The 21,818-nt window shown below is 69.9% G+C and carries 23 protein-coding genes, 3 tRNA genes and 1 pseudogene; 23 read left to right on the top strand and 4 right to left on the bottom strand.

Annotation, left to right across the window (positions count from 1 at the left end):
* From NH339_RS11110 to NH339_RS11090, 5 genes and pseudogenes are all read left to right on the top strand, one after another.
* Positions 1-216, top strand: a pseudogene (locus NH339_RS11110) (dihydroorotate dehydrogenase (quinone)); the annotation flags it as partial.
* Positions 217-289: 73 nt separating this feature from the next.
* Positions 290-362, top strand: a tRNA-Thr gene (locus tag NH339_RS11105).
* A gap of 27 nt (positions 363-389) precedes the next feature.
* Positions 390-463, top strand: a tRNA-Met gene (locus tag NH339_RS11100).
* Positions 464-507: 44 nt separating this feature from the next.
* Positions 508-678 carry a 50S ribosomal protein L33 gene (gene rpmG / locus NH339_RS11095; protein ID WP_055964149.1) on the top strand — a complete coding sequence of 57 codons (171 nt, stop codon included), beginning with the start codon at positions 508-510 and terminating at the stop codon, positions 676-678.
* A 180-nt stretch (positions 679-858) separates the two neighbouring features.
* Positions 859-1,884 carry a UDP-N-acetylmuramate dehydrogenase gene (locus NH339_RS11090; RefSeq protein ID WP_253025276.1) on the top strand — a complete coding sequence of 342 codons (1,026 nt, stop codon included), beginning with the start codon at positions 859-861 and terminating at the stop codon, positions 1,882-1,884.
* Positions 1,885-1,979: 95 nt separating this feature from the next.
* On the opposite strand, the gene NH339_RS11085 is transcribed toward NH339_RS11090, so the two are convergent.
* From NH339_RS11085 to NH339_RS11070, 4 genes are read right to left on the bottom strand one after another with little or no spacing between them, the layout of a single operon-like run.
* Complete coding sequence (locus NH339_RS11085) at positions 1,980-2,291, bottom strand: hypothetical protein (RefSeq protein WP_253025274.1); 312 nt, start codon at positions 2,289-2,291, stop codon at positions 1,980-1,982.
* On the bottom strand, positions 2,288-3,298 hold the full coding sequence (locus NH339_RS11080; RefSeq protein ID WP_253025272.1) for an adenosine deaminase: 1,011 nt from the start codon (positions 3,296-3,298) through the stop codon (positions 2,288-2,290). Before NH339_RS11080 ends, NH339_RS11085 begins: the two co-directional genes overlap by 4 nt.
* Positions 3,295-3,792, bottom strand: coding sequence for a hypothetical protein (locus NH339_RS11075; RefSeq protein ID WP_253025270.1), 498 nt, complete (start codon positions 3,790-3,792; stop codon positions 3,295-3,297). Before NH339_RS11075 ends, NH339_RS11080 begins: the two co-directional genes overlap by 4 nt.
* 27 nt (positions 3,793-3,819) lie before the next feature.
* On the bottom strand, positions 3,820-5,259 hold the full coding sequence (locus tag NH339_RS11070) for an NAD-dependent malic enzyme (RefSeq protein WP_253025268.1): 1,440 nt from the start codon (positions 5,257-5,259) through the stop codon (positions 3,820-3,822).
* 434 nt (positions 5,260-5,693) lie between these two features.
* Between NH339_RS11070 and NH339_RS11065 the strand changes: the two genes are divergently transcribed.
* The 18 genes from NH339_RS11065 to NH339_RS10980 all read left to right on the top strand — a co-directional run bounded on the left by NH339_RS11065 (position 5,694) and on the right by NH339_RS10980 (position 21,646).
* A tRNA-Trp gene (locus NH339_RS11065) sits at positions 5,694-5,769 on the top strand.
* 45 nt (positions 5,770-5,814) lie between these two features.
* A complete protein-coding gene (gene secE / locus NH339_RS11060) occupies positions 5,815-6,036 on the top strand; it encodes a preprotein translocase subunit SecE (protein ID WP_067854707.1) in 222 nt (73 codons plus the stop codon).
* A 30-nt stretch (positions 6,037-6,066) separates the two neighbouring features.
* Entirely contained in the window at positions 6,067-6,891 is an 825-nt protein-coding gene (nusG, locus tag NH339_RS11055) for a transcription termination/antitermination protein NusG (RefSeq protein WP_253025266.1), read from the top strand.
* A gap of 73 nt (positions 6,892-6,964) precedes the next feature.
* Entirely contained in the window at positions 6,965-7,393 is a 429-nt protein-coding gene (gene rplK / locus NH339_RS11050; protein WP_067854713.1) for a 50S ribosomal protein L11, read from the top strand.
* Between the two features lie 82 nt (positions 7,394-7,475).
* The gene (gene rplA, locus NH339_RS11045) at positions 7,476-8,192 is read left to right on the top strand and encodes a 50S ribosomal protein L1 (RefSeq protein WP_067854716.1); all 717 of its coding nucleotides are present in this window, start codon (positions 7,476-7,478) and stop codon (positions 8,190-8,192) included.
* A gap of 121 nt (positions 8,193-8,313) precedes the next feature.
* Complete coding sequence (locus NH339_RS11040) at positions 8,314-9,132, top strand: LppX_LprAFG lipoprotein (RefSeq protein ID WP_253025264.1); 819 nt, start codon at positions 8,314-8,316, stop codon at positions 9,130-9,132.
* A 233-nt stretch (positions 9,133-9,365) separates the two neighbouring features.
* Positions 9,366-9,971: a 50S ribosomal protein L10 gene (rplJ, locus tag NH339_RS11035; RefSeq protein ID WP_253025262.1), complete on the top strand. Its 606-nt coding sequence runs from the start codon at positions 9,366-9,368 to the stop codon at positions 9,969-9,971.
* A gap of 56 nt (positions 9,972-10,027) precedes the next feature.
* Positions 10,028-10,423, top strand: coding sequence for a 50S ribosomal protein L7/L12 (gene rplL / locus NH339_RS11030; protein ID WP_253025260.1), 396 nt, complete (start codon positions 10,028-10,030; stop codon positions 10,421-10,423).
* A gap of 680 nt (positions 10,424-11,103) precedes the next feature.
* Positions 11,104-12,063 carry an ABC transporter ATP-binding protein gene (locus NH339_RS11025; protein ID WP_067854749.1) on the top strand — a complete coding sequence of 320 codons (960 nt, stop codon included), beginning with the start codon at positions 11,104-11,106 and terminating at the stop codon, positions 12,061-12,063.
* Between the two features lie 53 nt (positions 12,064-12,116).
* Positions 12,117-12,836, top strand: a complete 720-nt coding sequence (locus NH339_RS11020; RefSeq protein ID WP_083516566.1) for an ABC transporter permease — start codon at positions 12,117-12,119, stop codon at positions 12,834-12,836.
* Between the two features lie 2 nt (positions 12,837-12,838).
* Positions 12,839-13,669 (top strand): ABC transporter permease, encoded by an 831-nt coding sequence (locus tag NH339_RS11015; RefSeq protein ID WP_067854755.1) that lies wholly within the window; start codon positions 12,839-12,841, stop codon positions 13,667-13,669.
* A gap of 1 nt (position 13,670) precedes the next feature.
* Positions 13,671-15,134, top strand: a complete 1,464-nt coding sequence (locus NH339_RS11010) for an MCE family protein (RefSeq protein WP_253025258.1) — start codon at positions 13,671-13,673, stop codon at positions 15,132-15,134.
* Positions 15,135-15,171: 37 nt separating this feature from the next.
* Positions 15,172-16,275, top strand: a complete 1,104-nt coding sequence (locus tag NH339_RS11005; RefSeq protein ID WP_253025256.1) for an MCE family protein — start codon at positions 15,172-15,174, stop codon at positions 16,273-16,275.
* A complete protein-coding gene (locus tag NH339_RS11000) occupies positions 16,272-17,222 on the top strand; it encodes an MCE family protein (protein WP_253025254.1) in 951 nt (316 codons plus the stop codon). The genes NH339_RS11005 and NH339_RS11000 overlap by 4 nt, the downstream gene beginning before the upstream one ends.
* Positions 17,219-18,394 carry an MCE family protein gene (locus NH339_RS10995; RefSeq protein WP_253025252.1) on the top strand — a complete coding sequence of 392 codons (1,176 nt, stop codon included), beginning with the start codon at positions 17,219-17,221 and terminating at the stop codon, positions 18,392-18,394. The genes NH339_RS11000 and NH339_RS10995 overlap by 4 nt, the downstream gene beginning before the upstream one ends.
* Positions 18,391-19,869 (top strand): MCE family protein, encoded by a 1,479-nt coding sequence (locus NH339_RS10990; protein WP_253025250.1) that lies wholly within the window; start codon positions 18,391-18,393, stop codon positions 19,867-19,869. Before NH339_RS10995 ends, NH339_RS10990 begins: the two co-directional genes overlap by 4 nt.
* Positions 19,866-21,080, top strand: coding sequence for an MCE family protein (locus NH339_RS10985; RefSeq protein WP_253025248.1), 1,215 nt, complete (start codon positions 19,866-19,868; stop codon positions 21,078-21,080). The genes NH339_RS10990 and NH339_RS10985 overlap by 4 nt, the downstream gene beginning before the upstream one ends.
* Complete coding sequence (locus NH339_RS10980) at positions 21,050-21,646, top strand: hypothetical protein (RefSeq protein ID WP_253025246.1); 597 nt, start codon at positions 21,050-21,052, stop codon at positions 21,644-21,646. Before NH339_RS10985 ends, NH339_RS10980 begins: the two co-directional genes overlap by 31 nt.
* Positions 21,647-21,818 lie beyond the last annotated feature (172 nt).

Below are 21,818 nucleotides of genomic sequence, written 5' to 3'. Positions count from 1 at the left end.
GGGCCCGTGCTGGCCGACCGGGCCACCGAGGTGCTGCGCCGCCTGCGCGACCGCGTGGGGGAGCAGGTGGCGCTCGTCGGCGTGGGCGGGGTGACCACGCCCGACGACGTCCGCGACCGGCTCGCCGCGGGTGCCGACCTCGTGCAGGCCTACACCGGCTTCATCTACGGCGGGCCGCTCTGGCCGGCGCGTCTCGCGCGCGCGTCCCGGCCCTGAGGGCGTCACGGCCGAGGGGGGTACCCCCGATTTCGTCCTGCACGGGACTACCTGTAGTGTTGCTTCTCGGCTTGCCCCTTTAGCTCAGTCGGCAGAGCGTTTCCATGGTAAGGAAAAGGTCTACGGTTCGATTCCGTAAAGGGGCTCTGAGAGACGAGAACTCGTCCCTCCGTGGCTGGGTAGCTCAGGTGGTTAGAGCACACGACTCATAATCGTGGTGTCGCGGGTTCGAGTCCCGCCCCAGCTACCGCATCCCGGCAGCACCACCCCCAGACCAGAAGAGGCAGACCCGTGGCGAGCAAGAGCTCCGACGTTCGACCCAAGATCACCTTGGCTTGCACCGAGTGCAAGGAGCGCAACTACATCACCAAGAAGAACCGTCGCAACGATCCCGATCGTCTCGACCTCAAGAAGTTCTGCCCGCGCTGCAAGACCCACCAGGTCCACCGCGAGACCCGCTGAGCCTCGTTCCTCCCGAGACCCCCGACCGCCCAGGTCGGGGGTCTCGTGCGTTCGGGCAGTCCCCGCGTTTCGGAACACCATCGCCCGTTTCCGGGCACGGAACGGGCGATGGTGTTCCGAAACGGGGGGAGTCGGGGGCCGTCGGGAGGCTTGGTGGCGGTGAGGTCCTAGGCTCGACGCATGGAGCTCGCCGATGTCACCACGCTGCGCCTGGGCGGTCCCGCCCGCGACGTCGTGGAGGTGACGACGGAGGCCGAGCTGGTCGACGCCGTGCGCGCCGCCGACGCCGCCGGGACTCCGCTGCTGCTCGTGGCGGGCGGCAGCAACCTGGTCGTCGACGACTCCGGGTTCGTCGGCACGGTCGTGCTCGTGCGCACCCGCGGCGTCCAGGTCGAGGCCGACGCGTGCAGCGGTGCGCAGGTCGTCGTGCAGGCGGGCGAGCCCTGGGACGACCTCGTCGCCCTCGCGGTCGAGTCGGGCTGGGTCGGCATGGAGGCCCTGTCGGGCATCCCGGGCTCCACGGGCGCGACCCCCGTGCAGAACGTGGGCGCCTACGGCCAGGAGGTCGCGCAGACCGTCGCCTGGGTGCGGGTGTACGACCGCACCGAGCAGAAGGTGCGCACGATCTTCGCCGTCGACTGCGGCTTCGGCTACCGGCACAGCCGGTTCAAGGCCGAGCCGGGACGCTACGTCGTCCTGGCCGTCGCCTTCCAGCTGCGCCTCGGCGACCTCTCGGCCCCGATCGCCTACGCCGAGCTCGCCACGCGGCTCGGCGTCGACGTCGGCGACCGTGCCCCGCTCGCCGACGTGCGCCGCACGGTGCTCGCCCTGCGTGGCTCCAAGGGCATGGTGCTCGACGCCGACGACCCCGACACCTGGAGCGCGGGATCGTTCTTCACCAACCCGGTGCTCGACGCCGAGACGGCCCAGCGGCTCCCCGAGGCGGCGCCCCGGTTCCCGCAGCCCGACGGCAGCGTCAAGACGAGCGCGGCGTGGCTGATCCAGGCCGCCGGGTTCGAGCGCGGTCATGCGACGGCGGACGGCCGCGCCAGCCTCTCCACCAAGCACACGCTGGCCCTGACCAACCGCGGCGGGGCCTCCAGCGCCGACGTCCTCTCCCTCGCCCGTGAGGTCCGCGACGGCGTGCGCGCCGCGTTCGGCGTCACCCTGGTGCCCGAGCCGGTGCTCGTGGGCTGCAGCCTCTGAGACCTGCCCCCGCCTTCGGCGGGACCCGGTCGTGGACGCAGCGTCGTCGGGGCGGGCGCACGACACGGGAGGGTCCTCGACGCCTCGACCACCCCTCAGTAGCCGGTGTCGCGGCGTAGTGCCACCAGCTCGACGGCCGCCCAGCCGACGAGGGAGAGCACGACGAGGCCGAGGACCGTCGTCGCCACCGCACCCAGGACGGCTCCGGCGCGGGCACGCCTCGTCCCGGTCCAGCGTCCCGGCTCGCGCTCGACGTCGCGCAGCACGCCGGCCCCCAGGTACCAGGCCCAGGGTCCGAGCAGCAGCGGCACCACGAGCAGGCCGCCGACGACCGACGCGAGCCCCGTCGCGTAGGCCCGCTCGGCAGCAGGGTGCCGCTCGGCGCGGCCATGCTCCTGCGGGGTCACGACGTCCTCCACCGCTCGATGCCCGCGAGCGCCTCGGCCTTGAGGTCGTCGGGGGCGTGGGAGCGGCGGACCGACATCGCCGCGAGGGTCGCGAGCTCGTCGTCGCTGAAGTCCTGCGCGGCGCGCAGCACGTTGTACTGGCCCGCCAGGCGCGAGCCGAACAGCAGCGGGTCGTCGGCACCCAGTGCGACGTCGACGCCGGCCTCGACGAGCGTGCGCACCGGCACCTCCTCGAGCGTGGCGTAGACGCCCAGCGAGACGTTCGACGTCGGGCACACCTCGAGCGCGACCCCTGCGTCGGCGACGCGCGACAGCACCGCGGGGTCCTCGCTGGAGCGGACCCCGTGCCCGATCCGGGTGGGGTGGAGGTGGTCGAGGCACTGCGTCACGTGCGCGGGGCCCAGCAGCTCGCCCCCGTGCGGCACGAGCGACAGGCCCGCCCGCTCCGCGATGGAGAACGCGGGAGCGAAGGCGGCCGTGTCGCCGCGGCGCTCGTCGTTGGAGAGCCCGAAGCCTACGACGCCGCGGCCCGCGTACTGGGCGGCCAGGCGGGCCAGCGTCCGTGCGTCGAGCGGGTGTCGCGTGCGGTTGGCCGCGACGACGACGGCCACGTGCGTGCCGGTCCGCTCGGTCGCGTCACGGGCCGCGTCGATGACCAGGTCGGTGAACGCCGTGATGCCCCCGAACCGGGCCCCGTACCCCGACGGGTCGACCTGGATCTCGGTCCACACCGAGCCGTCACGCGCGTCGTCCTCCGCGGCCTCGAGCACGAGCCGGCGGACGTCGGCCTCGGTGCGCAGGACCGAGCGGGCCACGTCGTAGAGCCGCTGGAAGCGGAACCAGCCCTTCTCGTCGGTGGCCACGAGCTGCGGCGGCCACTCCTCGACGAGCGCGGGCGGGAGACGGATGCCGTCGCGGTCGGCGAGCTCGACCAGCGTGGCGTGCCGCATCGACCCGGTGAAGTGCAGGTGCAGGTGCGCCTTCGGGAGGGTGGCGACGGGCCTCACGCGGCGAGCGCCTCGTCGAGGGACGAACGGGCCCCGCCGGACTCGAGCCCGGCGCGCACGCGGTCGACGCTGGAGCGGCGCACGAGCACGTGGAACAGCATGGACGGCACGCCGGCCACGACGGCCAGCACGAACGGCCAGGGCCCCTGGTCCAGGCTGAACGCCAGGGCGATCCCGAGGATCACCGGCACCTCCGTGACGACGAACCGCAGCATCATCAGCGTCTGGTACGCGGCGACGGAGCGTCGGCGTGCCTCCGCCTCTCCGAGCCCGGGCGGGAGAGGGGCGGCGCGGTAGCCGACGACCTGCGCCAGGGCGAACGCCGCGGCGACGAGCGCCAGCACGCCCAGGGCGACCGGCAGCGACAGCTCGCCCTCCGTCGGCGGCAGCACCACGAGCACGGCGACCAGCATCACCACGGGCGACGTGCAGAGCGCGAGCGCGAGCACGCGCACGGTCCGGCCGGGCGACGGGACGGCGTTCGCGGCACTCATGGAGCCACGGTAGCCGTCCCGCGCCGCTCAGGCCTCGTGCGCCTTCTCCACCGCGCGGGCGGCCTTCTCCACCGCGTCGGCCACCCGGTGGTGGACCTCCGGGTGGAACACGCTCGGGACGATGTAGTCAGCGTTGAGCTCGTCGTCCTCGACGCACGCGGCGATGGCCTCCGAGGCCGCGAGCAGCACCGGCACCTCGATGCCGTGGCTGTGCGCGTCGAGCAGACCGCGGAAGATGCCCGGGAACGCGAGCACGTTGTTGATCTGGTTGGGGTAGTCCGAGCGTCCGGTGGCCACGACCCGCGCGTGCTGGCGGGCCAGCGACGGGTCGATCTCCGGGTCGGGGTTCGCCAGGGCGAACACGACCGCGTCGTCGGCCATGGTCTCGACGTCGGCGGCGTCGATGAGTCGCGGCGCGCTGACGCCGATGAAGACGTCGGCGTCGCGCAGGGCGTCCTTGAGCGTCCCCGTGACCCCGCGGGGGTTCGTGTTCTCGCCGATCCAGCAGAGGGTCGGGTCGGTGTCGCCGCGCTCGGTCGAGACGATGCCGTCCACGTCGCACACGACGACGTCGCTCAGGCCGGCCCCGAGCAGCAGCCGCAGGATGGCGGTGCCGGCGGCGCCTGCGCCGACGAGCACCACGCGGACGTCCTCGAGCGACTTCTCGACCACGCGCAGGGCGTTCCGCAGGGCCGCGAGCACGACGATGGCGGTGCCGTGCTGGTCGTCGTGGAAGACCGGGATGTCCAGGCGCTGACGCAGCCGCTCCTCGATCTCGAAGCACCGGGGCGCCGAGATGTCCTCGAGGTTCACGCCCGCGAAGCCGGGGGCGACGGCGGCGACGATCTCGACGATCTGGTCGACGTCCTGCGTGTCGAGGCACAGCGGCCAGGCGTCGATCCCGCCGAAGGTCTTGAACAGGGCGGCCTTGCCCTCCATGACCGGCAGGGCGGCGTGCGGGCCGATGTTGCCGAGACCGAGCACGGCCGACCCGTCGGTGACGACGGCGACGCTGTTGCGCTTGATGGTGAGCCGGCGGGCGTCCTCGCGGTCGGCGGCGATCGCCTGGCAGATGCGCGCGACGCCGGGCGTGTAGACCATCGACAGGTCGTCGCGGTTGCGCAGGGCGTGCTTCGACGCGGTCTCGATGACGCCGCCGAGGTGCATGAGGAACGTGCGGTCGGAGACCTTCTTGACCTCGACGTCGGGGATCGCGCGCAGCGCGTCGGTGATGCGGTCGGCGTGGTGCGTGTCGCCGGCCGCGATCGTGAGGTCGATGCGCAGCGCGTCGCCGCGCGACGCCGCGACGTCGAGCGCGGTCACGACGCCGCCGCTCTGCTCGACCGTGGTCGTGAGGTGGCCGACGGCGGTGCCGCCGGCGGGCACCTCCAGGCGGACGGTGATGGAGTGGGACACGTTCGGCGCGGGGGAGGCCCCGACCGCGCTCTCGGTCGTCGAGTGGGTCACGATCCCCAGTCATACGCCCGCCCGCCGGTTACCGGCCAGTCGCGCACATTGTGTTCACGCGGGGGCGTGACGTCGTCGGCGCGTCGGTGGCGGGGGTCGTGGCCCTGCTGGTGCGCTGCTCGCCGTCGGCGTGACCTCGCCGCTGCGCCGCCTCGGCGCACGCTGGGCTCGGTCTCCGCCGGTCGAGGCCCATTCGGGGGCGGAGCGCAGCACCAGCCGAGGCAGCGCAGCAGCAGGACGAGACCCACCGCACGCGGCGCACCAGCGACGTCGACGACGTCGCGGGCAGCGCACCGCCCCGTCCGTCCCGAGGCGGTTCGACTCCGCCGCCTCCCACCCCGTACACTGGTCGGACCGGTGAGAAAGTCACGCTGTCTCGTCATGCCCTCGTCCCTGCGTGCAGGACGGGCGTGGTCGGCCAGGGTCACCGGCAGACGGCACTAGCTCAACTGGCAGAGCATCGGTCTCCAAAACCGAAGGTTGGGGGTTCAAGTCCCTCGTGCCGTGCCAGCACGACGCACCACCAGACCAGCACGATCCAACGAAGGGAACACCGTGAGCGAGAGCCACGAGACGTCGGCCACGAAGGAGCGGCGCACCTCCCCGCTGACCTTCTACCGCCAGGTCGTCGCGGAGCTGCGCAAGGTCGTGTGGCCCACGCGACCGCAGGTCGTCAACTACTTCTTCGTCGTGCTCGTCTTCGTCCTGATCATGATGGCGTTCGTCGCCGGCCTGGACTACGGGTTCGGCAAGGCGATGTTCGCCGTCTTCGCGTGAACCCCAGACGCACACCCGCAGAGGAACCTTGTGACTGAACAGTCCCCCGAGACGAGCCCCGTCGAGGTCGAGGAGCTCTCCGACGTCGAGGCCGCCGACGAGGCGCCCGAGGTCGAGGAGACCACCGACGACCTCGACACGCTCGACGCACCCGACGAGACGGTCGACGCCGACCAGGCCGACGAGGCCGAGGTCGACGCCGACCTCGAGGCCGACGCCCCGGTCGACGCCGCCCCGGTCGACGCGCTGGCGGAGTTCCGCGAGCGCCTGCACAGCCAGTTCGGTGACTGGTACGTCGTGCACACCTACTCCGGCATGGAGAAGCGGGTCAAGGCGAACCTCGAGAACCGCATCACCTCCCTGAACGCCGAGGACTACATCTTCGAGATCGTGGTCCCGACGGAGGAGGTCGCCGAGATCAAGAACGGCCAGCGCAAGCTCGTCAAGCGCACCGTCCTCCCCGGCTACGTCCTGGTCCGCATGGACCTCACCGACGAGTCGTGGGGCGTCGTGCGCCACACGCCGTCGGTCACCGGCTTCGTGGGCAACTCCCACCAGCCCGTGCCCCTCAGCCTCGCCGAGGTGGAGCAGATGCTCGCCCCGGCGGTGGAGGCCGAGGTCGCCCAGCAGGCGGCCGACGCCCCCGAGCAGCAGCAGACGGCCTCGTCCCCCAAGGTCGAGTTCGCCGACTTCGCGACGGGCGACTCCGTCATGGTCGTCGACGGTCCGTTCGCCACGCTGCACGCGACCATCACGGAGATCAACCTCGACGCTCAGCGGGTCAAGGCCCTGGTCGAGATCTTCGGTCGCGAGACCCCGGTCGAGCTGAGCTTCACCCAGATCCAGAAGGTGTGACCGCGACGTCGGCCCGGCCGACGTCCGCCTCCTCGACCCGCACCACCCATCCACCAGAAGGACCCGAAGAAGAATGCCTCCCAAGAAGAAGGTCGCAGCGCTCGTCAAGGTGCAGCTGCAGGCCGGCCAGGCCAACCCCGCGCCGCCCGTCGGCACGGCGCTCGGCCCGCACGGCGTCAACATCATGGAGTTCTGCAAGGCGTACAACGCCGCCACGGAGTCCATGCGCGGCAACGTCGTCCCCGTCGAGATCACGATCTACGAGGACCGTTCGTTCACGTTCGTCACGAAGACGCCGCCCGCGGCCGAGCTGATCAAGAAGGCCGCCGGCCTCGCGAAGGGCTCGCCCGTCCCGCACAAGGACAAGGTCGGCAAGCTCAGCAAGGACCAGATCCGCGAGATCGCCACGACGAAGCTCCCGGACCTGAACGCGAACGACATCGACCAGGCCATGAAGATCGTCGAGGGAACCGCCCGCTCCATGGGCGTCACCACCGACTGACCACCCCACCCGACCAGCAGCACGTGGCAGGGCCGGCTGGGCCCGCGAGACCACACCTGGTGCACACCGAAGGAAGCCAGACATGACACAGCGCAGCAAGGCGTACCGCGCGGTCGCCGAGAAGATCGACCGCGACGCCCTCTACACCCCCCTCCAGGCCACGACGCTGGCCAAGGAGTCGGGCAGCAAGAACTACGACTCCACCGTCGACGTCTCCGTGCGTCTCGGGGTCGACCCCCGCAAGGCCGACCAGATGGTGCGCGGCACCGTCAACCTGCCCCACGGCACCGGCAAGACCGCCCGGGTCCTGGTCTTCGCCACCGGCGCCAACGCCGACGCCGCCCGTGAGGCCGGCGCCGACCACGTGGGTGCCGACGAGCTCGTGGAGCAGGTGAACGGCGGCTGGCTCGACTTCGACGCCGTCGTCGCCACGCCCGACATGATGGGCAAGGTCGGTCGCCTCGGCCGCGTCCTCGGCCCGCGCAACCTGATGCCGAACCCCAAGACCGGCACGGTGACCGTCGACGTCGCCAAGGCCGTCAGCGACATCAAGGGCGGCAAGGTGCAGTTCCGCGTCGACCGTCACGCGAACCTGCACTTCGTCATCGGCAAGGCCTCGTTCTCCGCCGAGCAGCTCGCCGAGAACTACGGCGCCGCCATCGAGGAGATCCTGCGTCTCAAGCCGGCGAGCTCCAAGGGCCGCTACCTGAAGAAGATCACGGTCTCCACGACCCAGGGTCCGGGCGTGCCGGTCGACCCGTCGCACCTGCGCAACTTCGCGGCGGCCGACGAGGCCTGAGCCTGCGTCGTCCCACCCAGGACCCCCTCCGCCGACGGCGGAGGGGGTCCTGTGCGTCGAAGGGGCCGGGCTCACGCAGTCACGTCGCGCACCCGCTCGAGGCGGCAGGTACGCTCCGAACATGAACCTTCGCCTCAAGAAGACCACCGCGGCGCTGGCCCTCGTGCTCGCCGCCGGCACCACCCTCGCCGCGTGCGGCGGTGACGACTCCTCCCAGGCGAAGGGCGACTCGTCCTCGGTGGGCGAGAAGGCGTCGACCACGCTCACGAAGGACAACTTCTTCACCGAGGTCTCCCAGGCCCAGCAGGACGCGAAGACCAGCCACGTCGAGATGGACTTCGGCGTGAGCGGCCAGGAGCTCAAGGCCAGCGGCGACGTCGCGGTCGCGAAGGACGTCGCCGACACGAAGATGGCGATGAAGATGTCCGCCGGCGCGCAGGGCGACATCGAGATGCGCCTCGTCGACGGCGTGTTCTACATGAACATGGGCCCGATGACGCAGAACAAGTTCGCGAAGATCGACCTCAACGACACGAGCAACCCGATCGGCAAGCAGTTCAGCGGCCTGCTGGACAGCGTCGACCCCTCCAAGCAGATCGAGCAGCTGCAGGGCTCGATCACCAGCTTCGAGCAGAAGGGCGCCGCCCAGAAGATCGACGGCGTCGAGGCGAAGCCGTACGTCGTCGGCGTCGACTCCCAGAAGATCGTCTCCCAGCTGGGCGCGGCCGGCGCGGGCGCGTCGTCGCAGCTGCCGAAGGAGATCGTCTACACGATGTGGATCGGCCCCGACAACCTCCCGCGTCGCATCAACCTGGACCTCTCCGGGACGACGATGACGATGGACTACAGCAAGTGGGGCGAGGACGTCTCCATCGAGGCGCCCGCACAGGACCAGATCTCCGACGTGGACCTCGGCCAGATGGGCGCCGGCTCCATGTGAGTCCCTGGGTGCCCCTCGCCGAGCCCCCGTCGCACCGGATTTGGTGCTGCGGGGGCTCGTGCGTAGACTGGACCAGCCGAAGACCGCTGGTCGGGTCCCACCTGGGTCCCGTGAAGTGCCTCGAACGAGGCGGCCCGCGCAGGTGTCCTCATGGTGGTGGGTTCCCAGAGCCTCCCGACGTGCGCATCCCTGCCTGGCGTCGGTCGTAGGCAACGACCACCTGAAGGAGACCCATGGCAAACGCGGAGAAGGTCGCCGCCGTCGCCGAGCTCACGCAGAGCCTGCGCGAGTCGGACGGCATCGTCCTCACCGAGTACCGCGGTCTCACCGTGAAGCAGCTGCAGGAACTGCGGCGCTCGCTCGGTGAGGGTGCGAGCTATGCCGTCGCCAAGAACACGCTGACCAAGATCGCGGCCCGCGAGGCCGGGGTCGAGCTGTCCGAGGACCTGCTGACGGGTCCGACCGCCATCGCCTTCATCAAGGGCGATGTCGTCGAGGCGGCGAAGGGTCTGCGTGACTTCGCGAAGGCCAACACCACCCTCGTCATCAAGGGAGGCTTCCTCGACGGGAAGGCTCTCGACGCCGACGAGGTCAAGAAGCTGGCGGACCTCGAGTCGCGCGAGGTCCTCCTCGCCAAGCTCGCGGGCGCGATGAAGGGCAGCCTTCAGAACGCCGTGTCGCTCTTCAACGCCCCCCTCGCCCAGACGGCCCGCCTCGTGGCGGCCCTCGAGGCGAAGAAGGCCGAGGAGGCGCCCGCCGCCGACACTGCCGACGAGGCCCCCGTGGCCGAGACGGCGCCCGAGGTCGAGGCTTCCGCCGAGACCGACTCCGAGGGCTGAACGCCCGATTCACATCGGGACCCCCTCGGGGTCTCACCAACGAAAGGACGCCAATCATGGCGAAGCTCAGCACCGACGAGCTGCTCGACGCATTCAAGGAACTGACCCTCATCGAGCTCTCCGAGTTCGTGAAGGCCTTCGAGGAGACCTTCGAGGTCACCGCTGCTGCCCCCGTGGCCGTGGCCGCTGCCGGCGCCCCCGCGGCCGCCGGTGGCGACGCCGGTGACGCCGCCGCCGAGCAGGACGAGTTCGACGTCGTCCTCGAGTCGGCCGGCGACAAGAAGATCCAGGTCATCAAGGAGGTGCGCGGTCTCACGAGCCTCGGCCTGAAGGAGGCCAAGGACCTCGTGGAGGGCGCTCCGAAGCCCGTCCTGGAGAAGGTCAACAAGGAGGCCGCCGAGAAGGCCAAGGAGGCCCTCGAGGCCGCCGGCGCCACGGTCACCCTCAAGTGATCTGAGGCTGTCAGCCTGACGTCCGCAGCGACGTCGACGAGGACCCCCGTCGCCCCGGGACACCGGGTGCGGCGGGGGTCCTTCGCGTCCGCCCGGCAGGGCCGCACGTCCCGAACGTGTCTGCGTCGTCCCGCACGCGAACGCAGAACACTGCCCGAAAACCACAGCCCCGCAGACGCACGATCCTGCGTTCGTGTGTCCCAGGGCGAACGTCACTGCGTCCGCGACGGGACCCGCAGCGGACGCAGCATCCTTCGAGTCCCCGCACCCGGACGCAGAACCTTGCGCCCCCAGCGGTCCACGGCCCGAGCGCACCCACACCGGGGCTTCGCCCAGCTCCACAACAACCCACATCGCCGCGGGCGCCGGGCGACGCCGACGGCACTCCACGGACCCACCGTGCACGGGTCCACAGTCCCTCGTCGGGCCCGCGCGTCAGCCCGGTGACGGCGCGACCGGCGAGTCATGACGGCGACGTCCACGTGACGGATGCCACCTTTGTCACCCCGAGTTGCATGAGGTACGGTCGCTGAGACCTGCGACACGTTACTGACGAGTCAACTCATGAGGGAGTTCTCGTAACCGGCGTCGCACAGAGTCGTTACAATAGGTGGTCCGGGTCACATCGACCCGGACCCCGTGGTGAGTGTCCGGGTCGCGCTGGAGTGGAGGAGGGGTCCGTGGGCGTCGAGGTCAAGGTCGAGAACCTGACGAAGAGCTTCGGGTCGCAGCTGATCTGGGGAGACGTCTCGCTGACGCTGCCCGCGGGTGAGATCTCGGTGATGCTGGGTCCGTCGGGTACCGGCAAGTCGGTGTTCCTGAAGTCGCTGATCGGTCTGCTGAAGCCCGACGAGGGCCACATCTGGATCGAGGGCGTCGACATCGCCACGTGCAAGGAGAAGGACCTCTACGAGATCCGCAAGCTGTTCGGCGTGCTGTTCCAGGACGGCGCCATGTTCGGCTCGATGAACCTCTTCGACAACTGCGCGTTCCCGCTGCGCGAGCACACCCGCAAGTCCGAGTCCGAGATCCGCCAGATCGTCATGGACAAGATGGACATCGTGGGTCTGGCGGGCGCGGAGATGAAGCTCCCCGGCGAGATCTCCGGCGGCATGCGCAAGCGCGCCGGCCTGGCGCGTGCGCTCGTCCTGGAGCCGGAGATCCTGCTCATCGACGAGCCCGACTCCGGTCTCGACCCGGTGCGCACGGCCTACATCAACCAGCTCTTCATCGACCTGAACGCGCAGATCGACGCGACGTTCCTCATCGTCACGCACGACATCAACTCCACGCGCACCGTCCCCGACAACATCGGCCTGCTCTACCACAAGCACCTGGCGATGTTCGGCCCGCGCGAGATGCTCCTGTCCTCGACCGAGCCGGTCGTGGCCCAGTTCCTCAACGCCCAGCGCGTCGGCCCGATCGGCATGTCCGAGGAGAAGGACGCCGCCGAGCTGGCCGCGGAGGCCGAGCTCGACATGCCGCCGCTGCCGCCGATCCCGCGCCAGCTCGAGCCCTCCGACGGTCGTCCGCGCGCGGGTCAGCGCGAGCCGGGTGCCTGGTGCCGCGAGCACGGCATCACCCCGCCCCCCGGCTCGTTCGAGGAGAACATGAGCCTCGCGCCGGGTGCCACGGCGTGAGCGCAACCAAGCTGACGGCCCCCGCGCGCGTCGCGGGTGGGCTGTTCGCCTTCATGCTCGACGTGACCGTCGCGCTGTTCCGGCGTCCGTTCCAGCTCAAGGAGTTCCTGACGCAGGCGTGGTTCATCGTCACGGTGACGATCGTGCCCACCGCCCTCGTCTCGATCCCGTTCGGCGCGGTCATCGCGCTGCAGGTCGGCGGACTCATCAAGCAGTTCGGCGCCCAGTCGTTCACCGGCTCCGCGGCGGTGCTCGCGGTCGTCCGCGAGGCCGGCCCGATCGCCACCGCCCTGCTGATCGCCGGTGCCGCCGGCTCGGCCATCGCCGCCGACTTCGGCTCGCGCAAGATCCGCGAGGAGCTCGACGCGATGATGGTGCTCGGCATCGACCCGATCCAGCGTCTCGTGGTGCCGCGCGTGCTCGCCTGCATGCTCATCGCCGTATTCCTGAACGGGCTGGTGACCATCGTCGGCGTGGCGGGCGGCTACGTCTTCAACGTCGTCCTGCAGGACGGCACACCAGGGGCGTACCTGGCGTCGTTCACGGCGCTGGCGCAGCTGCCCGACATCTACCAAGGCATGGTCAAGGCCGTCATCTTCGGCTACATCGCCGCGATCGTGGCCTCCTACAAGGGCATGAACGCGAAGGGCGGACCGAAGGGCGTGGGCGACGCGGTGAACGAGGCCGTGGTGATCACGTTCCTCCTGCTGTTCATCGTGAACTTCTTCGTCTCGGCCATCTACATCCAGCTCGTGCCGCCGAAGGGGATGTGAGCATGGCGACCAAGGTCAGCGCGCTCTACGAGCGCCCCGCAGCCGCCCTGGAGGGCATGGGCACGCAGCTGCTCTTCTACCTGCGCGTCCTGCGCGCGGTGCCGTTCACGATCAAGAACTACAGCCGCGAGATCCTGCGGCTGCTGGCCGAGGTCACGCTCGGCTCCGGCGCCCTGGCCGTCATCGGCGGCACCGTCGGCGTGATCGTGGCCATGTGCTTCTTCACCGGCACCGAGGTCGGCATCCAGGGCTTCGCCGCGCTCGACCAGCTCGGCACCTCGGCCCTGTCCGGCTTCGTCTCGGCCTACTTCAACACCCGCGAGATCGCGCCGATCGTGGCCGGCATCGCCCTGGCCGCGACCGTCGGCTGCGGCTTCACCGCCCAGCTGGGTGCCATGCGGATCTCCGAGGAGGTCGACGCGCTCGAGGTCATGGCCGTGCCGTCGATGCAGTTCCTCGTCACGACCCGCGTGCTCGCCGGCCTCATCGCCGTCATCCCGCTGTACGTGGTGGGCCTGCTCTCCTCCTACTTCGCGACCCGGCTCACCATCACCCAGTTCCTGGGCCAGAGCACCGGCACCTACGACCACTACTTCCAGACGTTCCTGCCCCCGGGCGACGTCCTGTGGTCCTTCGGCAAGGTGCTGATCTTCGCCGTCGTCGTCATCCTCATCCACTGCTACTACGGCTACTACGCCTCCGGCGGACCCGCCGGCGTCGGCGTGGCCGTGGGACGCGCCGTCCGTACCTCGATCGTCGCGGTCAACGTCGTCGACCTGCTCGCCTCCATGGCGATCTGGGGCACGACCGTCACCGTCAGATTGGCGGGTTGACATGGCTGCCACACCGCTCGCCGAGCGCCCCACGAGCCTCAAGCTCCTCGGTGCTGCGCTGCTCGCGATCATGCTGTTCTTCATCTGGCTGACGTTCGCGTTCTTCTCCAAGACCTTCGTGGCCACCGACGACGTCACCGTCGACACCGGCACCGCCGGTCTCAACCTGCCCGAGAACGCCGACGTGAAGCTGCGCGGCATGATCGTCGGAGAGGTGCGCAAGGTCGAGCCGCACGACGGCGGGGTGCGCATCGTGCTGGGCATGAAGCCCGACCTCATCGACGAGGTGCCGGCCGACGTCACGGCCGAGATCGTCCCGAAGACGCTGTTCGGCGAGAAGTACATCGCCCTCATCCCCGCCGACGACGCCGGTCCGGAGAAGCTCAAGGCCGGCGACATGATCGCGCGCGCCGAGGTGCCGATCGAGGTCGAGCAGCTGCTCAACGACCTCTACCCGCTGCTGCAGGCGGTCGAGCCCGCCGAGCTGTCCTCGACGCTGACCGCGGTCTCGCAGGCCCTGGAGGGTCGCGGCGAGAAGCTCGGCCAGACGCTGGTCCAGGCCAACGAGTACCTGACCGCCCTGAACCCCGACGTCCCGACGCTCGTCACGGACCTCACCAAGCTCGGCAAGGTCTCCGACGGCTACGCCGCGCAGATGCCGACCCTCGGCCGGCTGCTGCGCAACACGGTCGTCACCGGCAACACGGTGGTCGCCAAGCGCACCCAGCTCGCCGCGTTCTACAGCGAGGGCACCCGCCTGGCGAACACGCTGACCGACTTCACGAAGGCCAACGGCGACAACCTCGAGGTCCTGGCCAAGCAGAACCGGGTCATCCTCGGCGTCACCGCCGAGTACGCCAGCAGCTTCCCGTGCTTCACCGGCGGCATGGCCACCGTGCTGCCGAAGCTGAACAGCGTGCTGCGCAACAACACGGTGCACATCGACCTCGAGACGCTGCCGCAGCAGCCGACCTACTTCGGCTTCGACGAGAACGCCCGCATCCCCAGCAACCGGCAGATCGAGCAGGCCCCGCAGGCCGACCCGAGCAAGGTCGAGTACATCGACGCGCCCGACAAGAAGCGCGGGAAGCTGCCCAACACCATCGGCGCCGTCTGCGAGGACCTCAAGATCTTCAAGCAGAACGCCGACGACCCGTCGAAGTGGCCCTACAGCAAGTCCGACCCGTTCGAGGTGTCCCCGGAGGTGTTCAAGCTGATCGGCGTGCGCAACAGCCACAACGGCAAGTTCGGCACCGAGGCCGACTACCAGCGCGCTGCGGTGTCCAGCCTCGACGAGGCCGGCTTCTTCAACCCCAGCCTGGCCGACACCGACACGCCCCAGCAGCGGGCCGAGGCGCGCAGCCTCGCCGCCGCGATGGCCGGCGTCGACGAGGACCAGGTCCCCGACGCCGCCTCGCTGCTGCTCAGCCCGATCCTTCGGGGCACGGAGGTGAAGGCGCCGTGAACCGCCGTCAGCCCGTCCGCGCCGAGGAGGTGAGCCGATGAGCAGGATGCTCGACAAGGAGTCGATCAGCGCGATCGTCAAGCTCGCGGTGTTCTTCGTCGTCACCGGCACCGCCACCGCCATGCTCATGCTCACGCTGAGCAACGGCAGCCTCGGTGCCAGCAACGAGTACAAGGCCGTGTTCTCCGACGTCACCGGCGTCGCGAAGGGCGACGACGTGCGCATCGCCGGCGTCTCGGTCGGCTCGGTCAAGTCGGTCAAGATCCACGACACCGACGAGGCCATCGTGACGTTCTCGGTGCGCTCGACCACGCCGTTGACGAAGGACACGATCGCCCAGCTGCGCTTCCGCAACCTCGTCGGCCAGCGCTACCTGGCGCTGTTCCAGGGTGGCGACGGCGACACGTCGCGGCTCGCGCCCGGGTCGACGATCCCGCAGGACCGCACGGAGGAGGCGCTCGACCTCAACGTGCTGCTCAACGGGTTCAAGCCGGTGTTCCAGGCGCTCTCGCCGGAGGACACCAACAAGTTCGCCTTCGAGATCGTCCAGACGCTGCAGGGCGAGTCCGGCAACGTGCAGAACCTCCTGGCCCGCACCGCGTCGCTCACCAGCACGCTCGCCGACCGCGACCAGCTGATCGGCGACGTCGTCGTGAACCTCTCGGACGTGCTCGACACGATCGGCAGCCGCGACCAGCAGCTGACGGCGACCATCGACACGCTGCAGCAGTTCATCACCGGGCTCAAGGGCGACCGCGAGGCCATCCTCGGCTCGCTGGACTCCATCTCCGACCTCACGACGGAGACCTCGAACCTGCTCGTCGAGGGCCGCCCGGACCTGACGGCCGACGTCAAGCAGCTGCGCCGGCTGACCGGCAACCTGTCGAAGAAGCGCAACCTCGACACCCTCGAGTCGGCGCTGCAGATCCTGCCGATCAAGATGGAGAAGCTCGGCAACCTGGCGTCGAACGGCAGCCTGTTCAACTTCTACGTCTGCGAGCTCAACGTCGACGTCAGCCAGCTGACCGGCACGCCGCTCGACGGTCTGCTCGACGGCCTCGTAAAGCAGCTCGGCTCGCTCAAGGCCGGCGGCGACCGCTGCCGTACCGGCGGCAACGAGTACGGGAAGGCCGCGTCATGAAGCCGTTCCGCGAGCGCAACCCCGTCATCATCGGCTTCATCGGCTTCGCCGTGATCGCGATGCTGCTGGTGGCCGCGTTCCGTGCCGACCGCCTGCCGATCATCGGCGCGGGCGACACCTACCACGCCGAGTTCTCCGAGATCGGCGGCCTGAAGTCCGGCAACGAGGTCCGTGTCGCGGGCGTCCCCGTCGGCAAGGTCCGCGACATCGAGCTCGACGGCAACAAGGTCAAGGTGACGTTCAAGGTCGACAAGGGCACCCGCCTCGGCCGCGACACCGCCGCCGAGATCCGCATCCGCACGCTGCTCGGCGCACAGTTCCTCGCGCTGCAGCCGTCGGGCTCGGGACGCCTCGAGAAGGGCGGCACGATCCCGGAGTCGCGCACCACGCCGCCCTACGACGTCGTGCAGGCGTTCTCCGACCTCAGCACCACCACCGAGGCGCTCGACGTCGACCAGATCTCGCAGGCGCTGGAGACCCTCTCCGACGTCGCCGCGCAGACGCCGGAGGAGTTCCGCGGCGCCATCCGCGGCGTCTCCGACCTCTCCCGCAACCTCGCGGCGCGCGACGAGCAGATCAACACCCTGCTGAAGAACCTCAAGAAGGTCACCGGCGTCATCAACGCCCGCGACGACCAGCTCGTCGCGCTCGTGAAGGACTCGTCGGTGCTCTTCGACGCGATCAGCGCACGGCGCGAGGCGATCCACCGCCTCCTCGTCTCGACGCAGGAGATCTCCGCCCAGCTGACCGGCCTGGTCAAGGACACCGAGGCCGACCTGCAGCCGGCGCTGCGCCAGCTGCGCACCGTCACCACCATGCTGGCCCGCAACGAGCAGAGCCTCGACCGCGCGCTGACCGTGATGCCCGGCTTCCTGCGGGTCTTCGCCAACGCGCTCGGCAACGGGCCCTGGTTCGACACGTACGTCAAGATCGGAGGGGCAGGATGAGCAGGCTCGCCGGTGCTGCACGCATCCTCACGGTGCTCGTGGCCCTCGTGCTCGTGGTCGGGCTCGTGATCGTCTTCGGGCAGCGCGACGCGAAGAAGACCATCACGGTCGACTTCACCCAGACCAACTCGCTGTACGAGGGGTCCGACGTCCGCATCCTCGGGGTGGCCGTCGGGACCGTCGACACGCTGGTGCCCCGCGGCAAGACCGTGCGCGCCACCATCTCCTACGACGCCTCGGTCAAGCTGCCCGACGACGTGAAGGCCGTCGTGGTCTCCCCGTCGATCGTCGGAGACCGCTTCGTCCAGCTCGCCCCGGCCTACGACGGGGGAGCGGTCCTCAAGGACGGTGCGCGCCTCGGCGTCAGCCGCACGGCCGTCCCGGTCGAGCTCGACCAGGTCTACAAGTCCCTCGACGACCTCTCGGTGGCGCTCGGCCCCGACGGCGCCAACCGCAACGGCGCCGTCAGCGACCTCGTCCGCGACACCGCGAAGCAGCTCGACGGCCAGGGTGCCCAGGTCAACGAGACGCTGCGCAACTTCGGCAAGCTCAGCCAGACGCTCTCCGACAACAAGGACGAGCTGTTCGGCAGCATGCGCGAGGTCGACCAGTTCGTCCAGCTCCTGCAGACCAACGACCAGTCGGTGCGCGACTTCTTCGACAGCACCGCCCAGGTCTCGACCGTCCTGGCGGGCGAGCGCGAGGACCTGCAGGCCACCATCAAGGCCCTCGGTGACGCACTGATCGAGGTCCGCCGGCTGGTGCGCGAGAACCGCTCGGAGCTGCGGGGCAACGTCAAGCAGCTGTCGACGGTCGCGCGCGTGCTCGGCGACCACCAGAAGGACCTCGAGCAGTTCACGATCAGCGCGCCGACGGCCCTGTCGAACGTCTCCCTCGCGTACAACGGCAACACGGGCACGCTCGACAACCACGCCGACGTGCTCCAGCTGCTGCTGGGGGCCGTGGAGGACCCGGGCGACCTGCTGTGCAACATCAGCGAGAACCTGCCGATCGACGTCAAGGAGCCGTGCGACGTCCTGGGCGGCGTGCTCGACGACCTCCTCAAGCCGATCACCGGCGGACTGCCGCTGCCGCGCGCCGCCGTGGCCAACGCGCCGTCGCCGGACCGGACCGACACGTCGCTGTCGCAGATGCTGGGGGTGGAGCGATGAGCGTGCGCCGACGTGGCCTGCGGGCCGCTGCCGTGACCGCCGGGAGCGCCGTGCTCCTGTCGGGCTGCGGTTTCTCGCCCTACGAGCTGCCGCTGCCCGGCGGTGCGGACCTCGGGTCCGACCCGTACACCGTGACCGTCCAGTTCCGCGACGTCCTCGACCTGGTGCCGCAGAGCGCCGTGCGGGTCAACGACATCGCGGTCGGCAAGGTCACCAAGATCCGACTCGACGGCTGGACGGCCACCGCGACGCTCGAGATCAACCGCGACGTCAAGCTGCCCGACAACGCCGAGGCGCAGATCCGCCAGACCAGCCTGCTGGGCGAGAAGTTCGTCTCGTTGGCTCCGCCGTCCACGGGCGGGGAGGGCACGCTCGGCAACGGTGACCGCATCCCGCTCGACCGCTCGGGGCGCAACCCCGACATCGAGGAGGTGCTGGGCGCGGCCTCGCTGCTCTTCAACGGCGGTGGTCTCGAGAAGACGAACACCATCGTCAAGGAGCTCAACAAGACGCTCGACGGCAACGAGCCCGAGGTCAAGCAGCTGCTGCAGAGCACGACGACCTTCATCGGCCAGCTCGACGAGAACAAGGGCGAGATCCTGACCGCGTTGGAGAAGGTCGACAACCTGGCCAAGGCGACGAAGGCGCAGGAGGGTGCGATCACCCAGGCGCTCGACGAGCTGCCGGAGGCCCTGCGCACCCTCGACGCGCAGCGGGACGACCTGGTCGGCCTGCTGCAGTCGCTGGACCGGCTGAGCGACACCGCGACGGGCGTCATCCGACGCTCCAAGGACGACACGCTGGCCGTGCTGCGCGACCTCGAGCCCACGTTGCGTGAGCTCGCGAACGCCGGCGACGACCTCGCGACGGCGAGCCAGCTGATCTTCACCTACCCGTTCACCGACGCGATCGCCGGCGGCTCGCCGGCACGTGCGAGCAGCCCCTGCACGGCCTACGACCCCGCGGTCCCGGCCACGCAGAACAACGCCCTGCTGCGCAAGCAGGTCGCCGAGGGCGCCTGCTACGGCGACTACATGAACCTCGACATCAACCTGTCGCTGAACACCGGCCAGCTCACGAACCTCGTGGAGGGCCTGCTGTCGCTCGGCAGCACGCTCGGCTCCCCGAGGTCGACCGGGTCCTCGAGCCCCGCCTCGGGCGGGTCGGGGTCCGGCTCGGCCGGCGCGCCCGCGAACCAGCTCGTCGAGCTGGTCGAGGGCCTGACCAGCCAGGGCGACACCGGCCTGCCGTCGCTGCCGGGCACCTCAGGCGGTGGCGGCGCGCAGCCGTCGCCGTCGGCCAGCGCGTCCCCGTCGGCGTCCAGCTCCTCCCGCGGAGGATCGTCCTCCTCCGGCGGTGGAGGCGGTATCTGTTCCCTGCTCGGCAACTGCCGGGTCACGACGACGAGTGAGCTGATGGCCACGCAGACCGAGGACGTCGCGCGGCTGGTGCTCGGACCGGTGGTGCAGCGATGATCACTCGCCTGACCAAGATCCAGCTGGTGATCTTCGCGATCATCGTCGCCCTCGGCGCGACGTTCGTCGGCGGCAAGTACGCCCAGCTCGACCGGCTGTTCGTCGACCGCACCTTCCCGGTCACGGCCGACTTCGCCGACTCCGGCGGCATCTTCGCCGGCGCCGAGGTGACCTACCGCGGCATCGCGGTCGGCAAGGTGAAGCAGCTGAAGTTCACCGAGGACGGCGTGGACGTGGTGCTCGACATCAACAAGGACGCGCCGAAGATCTCCTCCGACGTCGTGGCCACCGTGGCCAACAAGTCGGCCATCGGCGAGCAGTACGTCGACCTGTCCCCTCGTACCAACGAGGCGCCGTACCTGAAGGCGGGCACCACCATCCCGCGCTCGGACACGCGCATCCCGATCGACACCACCACCCTCCTGCTCAACCTGAACTCCTTCGTCTCCAGCATCGACACCCGCAGCCTCAAGACCGTCGTCGACGAGCTCGGCACCGCGTTCGAGGGCACCGGACCCGACCTCGAGCGCATCCTCGACACGTCCTCGGAGTTCATCACCGCGGCACAGGAGAACCTCGGCGTGACGCAGCGACTCATCCGCAGCTCCTCGGGCGTCCTGCAGACGCAGATCGACAAGCAGCCCCAGCTCGAGACCTTCGCCAAGAACCTGGCGCTGCTCTCGGACACGCTCGTCGAGTCCGACGGCGACCTGCGACGTCTGGTCGACGAGGGACCGTCGGCGGCCAAGACCGTCAACGACACGGTCGCCGAGAACGCCGCGCAGCTGCGGACGATCTTCGCCGACCTGCGCAGCGCGACCGAGCCGCTGGCCCGCAACTCCAAGAGCCTCAAGGCGCTCGCCATCATCTACCCGTACGTTCTCGAGGGCACGTTCAGCGTCGTCGCGCCGAGCAAGAGCACGGAGGGTGAGTGGGACGCCCGCTTCGGCCTCGTGATCACGAATCCGACCGACACGAGCAACCCCAAGCCGTGCGACGAGGACGACAACGGGCAGCGACCGCGGCGTGAGCCGATCGAGATCTACGACATGCAGTTCGACGTGGACGCCGGCTGTATCGTCAAGGACAAGGTCCCGCGCGGGCCCGACAAGACCGTGATCAACCGTGATCGGGCCGCCGTGGGAACCGGGGCCGACGCCTCCGGAAAGGACTCGTGGACGTGGCTGCTGCTCGGACCGGCGATCCGCTGACCACGCGCAGGAGCTCCACCCCCCTCGTCGTCATCGCCGTCCTCGGCGTGCTCGTCGGCGTGGCCGGGCTGCTCGTGCCGCGCTTCGTGGGAGGTGGCGAGGACGCCGAGCGCGACGCCGTCGTGGCACGCGTCAACGACTTCGCGACGACGTACAACACCTACGACGTCGCCGACCTCGCGAGCTACCAGGAGCGGATGAAGCCGCTGCTGACGCCGGCGTACGACAAGGAGTTCGTGCGCGTCACGAACGCGGTCTTCGGCGCCCTGGAGTCCAAGGACCAGAAGAGCGGCGACGCCAACGTGCTCGCCGTCGCCGTCGACTCGATCGACAAGGACTCCGCCATCGCGATCGTCGCCGTCGACGCGTCGATCACGACGTCGTCCGAAGAGACCGCCGTGCAGCGCCGGTTCCGCTGGAAGGTCACGCTGTCCAAGTCCGACGGCGACTGGCGGGTCAGCCAGTTCGACACGGTGGTGCCGCTCGACGCGTCCACCGATCCCGGCTCGGGTGGCGCGACGCCGTCGCCGTCGGCCTCGCCGTCCGCGTCGCAGGAGGGTCAGTGAGCACGCCCGAGGGACCGAAGAAGCGTCGCAGGATCGCGGGGGAGTCGACGCCGGGCGCGGCCCGGCCGCCCGTCCCGGCGAAGAAGGTCGTGCGTCGTCCGGTGGCACGCCCGGGCGCGCCGGTCGAGCCCGAGCCGACCCCGGTCGACGAGCCGACCGTCGAGGAGCAGGG

The organism is Aeromicrobium sp. CnD17-E, from assembly GCF_024124745.1.
Classification (GTDB): Bacteria; Actinomycetota; Actinomycetes; order Propionibacteriales; family Nocardioidaceae; genus Aeromicrobium.
This window is presented reverse-complemented; position numbering and strand designations above follow the sequence as displayed.

Excerpts from the sequence above, each read along its gene's own strand:
- NH339_RS11090 (WP_253025276.1), top strand. The coding sequence starts at position 859 with ATGGAGCTCGCCGATGTCACCACGCTGCGCCTGGGCGGTCCCGCCCGC.
- NH339_RS11075 (WP_253025270.1), bottom strand. The coding sequence starts at position 3,792 with ATGAGTGCCGCGAACGCCGTCCCGTCGCCCGGCCGGACCGTGCGCGTG.
- rplK (WP_067854713.1), top strand. The coding sequence starts at position 6,965 with ATGCCTCCCAAGAAGAAGGTCGCAGCGCTCGTCAAGGTGCAGCTGCAG.
- rplA (WP_067854716.1), top strand. The coding sequence starts at position 7,476 with ATGACACAGCGCAGCAAGGCGTACCGCGCGGTCGCCGAGAAGATCGAC.
- NH339_RS11040 (WP_253025264.1), top strand. The coding sequence starts at position 8,314 with ATGAACCTTCGCCTCAAGAAGACCACCGCGGCGCTGGCCCTCGTGCTC.
- rplJ (WP_253025262.1), top strand. The coding sequence starts at position 9,366 with ATGGCAAACGCGGAGAAGGTCGCCGCCGTCGCCGAGCTCACGCAGAGC.
- rplL (WP_253025260.1), top strand. The coding sequence starts at position 10,028 with ATGGCGAAGCTCAGCACCGACGAGCTGCTCGACGCATTCAAGGAACTG.
- NH339_RS11020 (WP_083516566.1), top strand. The coding sequence starts at position 12,117 with ATGCTCGACGTGACCGTCGCGCTGTTCCGGCGTCCGTTCCAGCTCAAG.
- NH339_RS11015 (WP_067854755.1), top strand. The coding sequence starts at position 12,839 with ATGGCGACCAAGGTCAGCGCGCTCTACGAGCGCCCCGCAGCCGCCCTG.
- NH339_RS11010 (WP_253025258.1), top strand. The coding sequence starts at position 13,671 with ATGGCTGCCACACCGCTCGCCGAGCGCCCCACGAGCCTCAAGCTCCTC.
- NH339_RS11005 (WP_253025256.1), top strand. The coding sequence starts at position 15,172 with ATGAGCAGGATGCTCGACAAGGAGTCGATCAGCGCGATCGTCAAGCTC.
- NH339_RS11000 (WP_253025254.1), top strand. The coding sequence starts at position 16,272 with ATGAAGCCGTTCCGCGAGCGCAACCCCGTCATCATCGGCTTCATCGGC.
- NH339_RS10995 (WP_253025252.1), top strand. The coding sequence starts at position 17,219 with ATGAGCAGGCTCGCCGGTGCTGCACGCATCCTCACGGTGCTCGTGGCC.
- NH339_RS10990 (WP_253025250.1), top strand. The coding sequence starts at position 18,391 with ATGAGCGTGCGCCGACGTGGCCTGCGGGCCGCTGCCGTGACCGCCGGG.
- NH339_RS10985 (WP_253025248.1), top strand. The coding sequence starts at position 19,866 with ATGATCACTCGCCTGACCAAGATCCAGCTGGTGATCTTCGCGATCATC.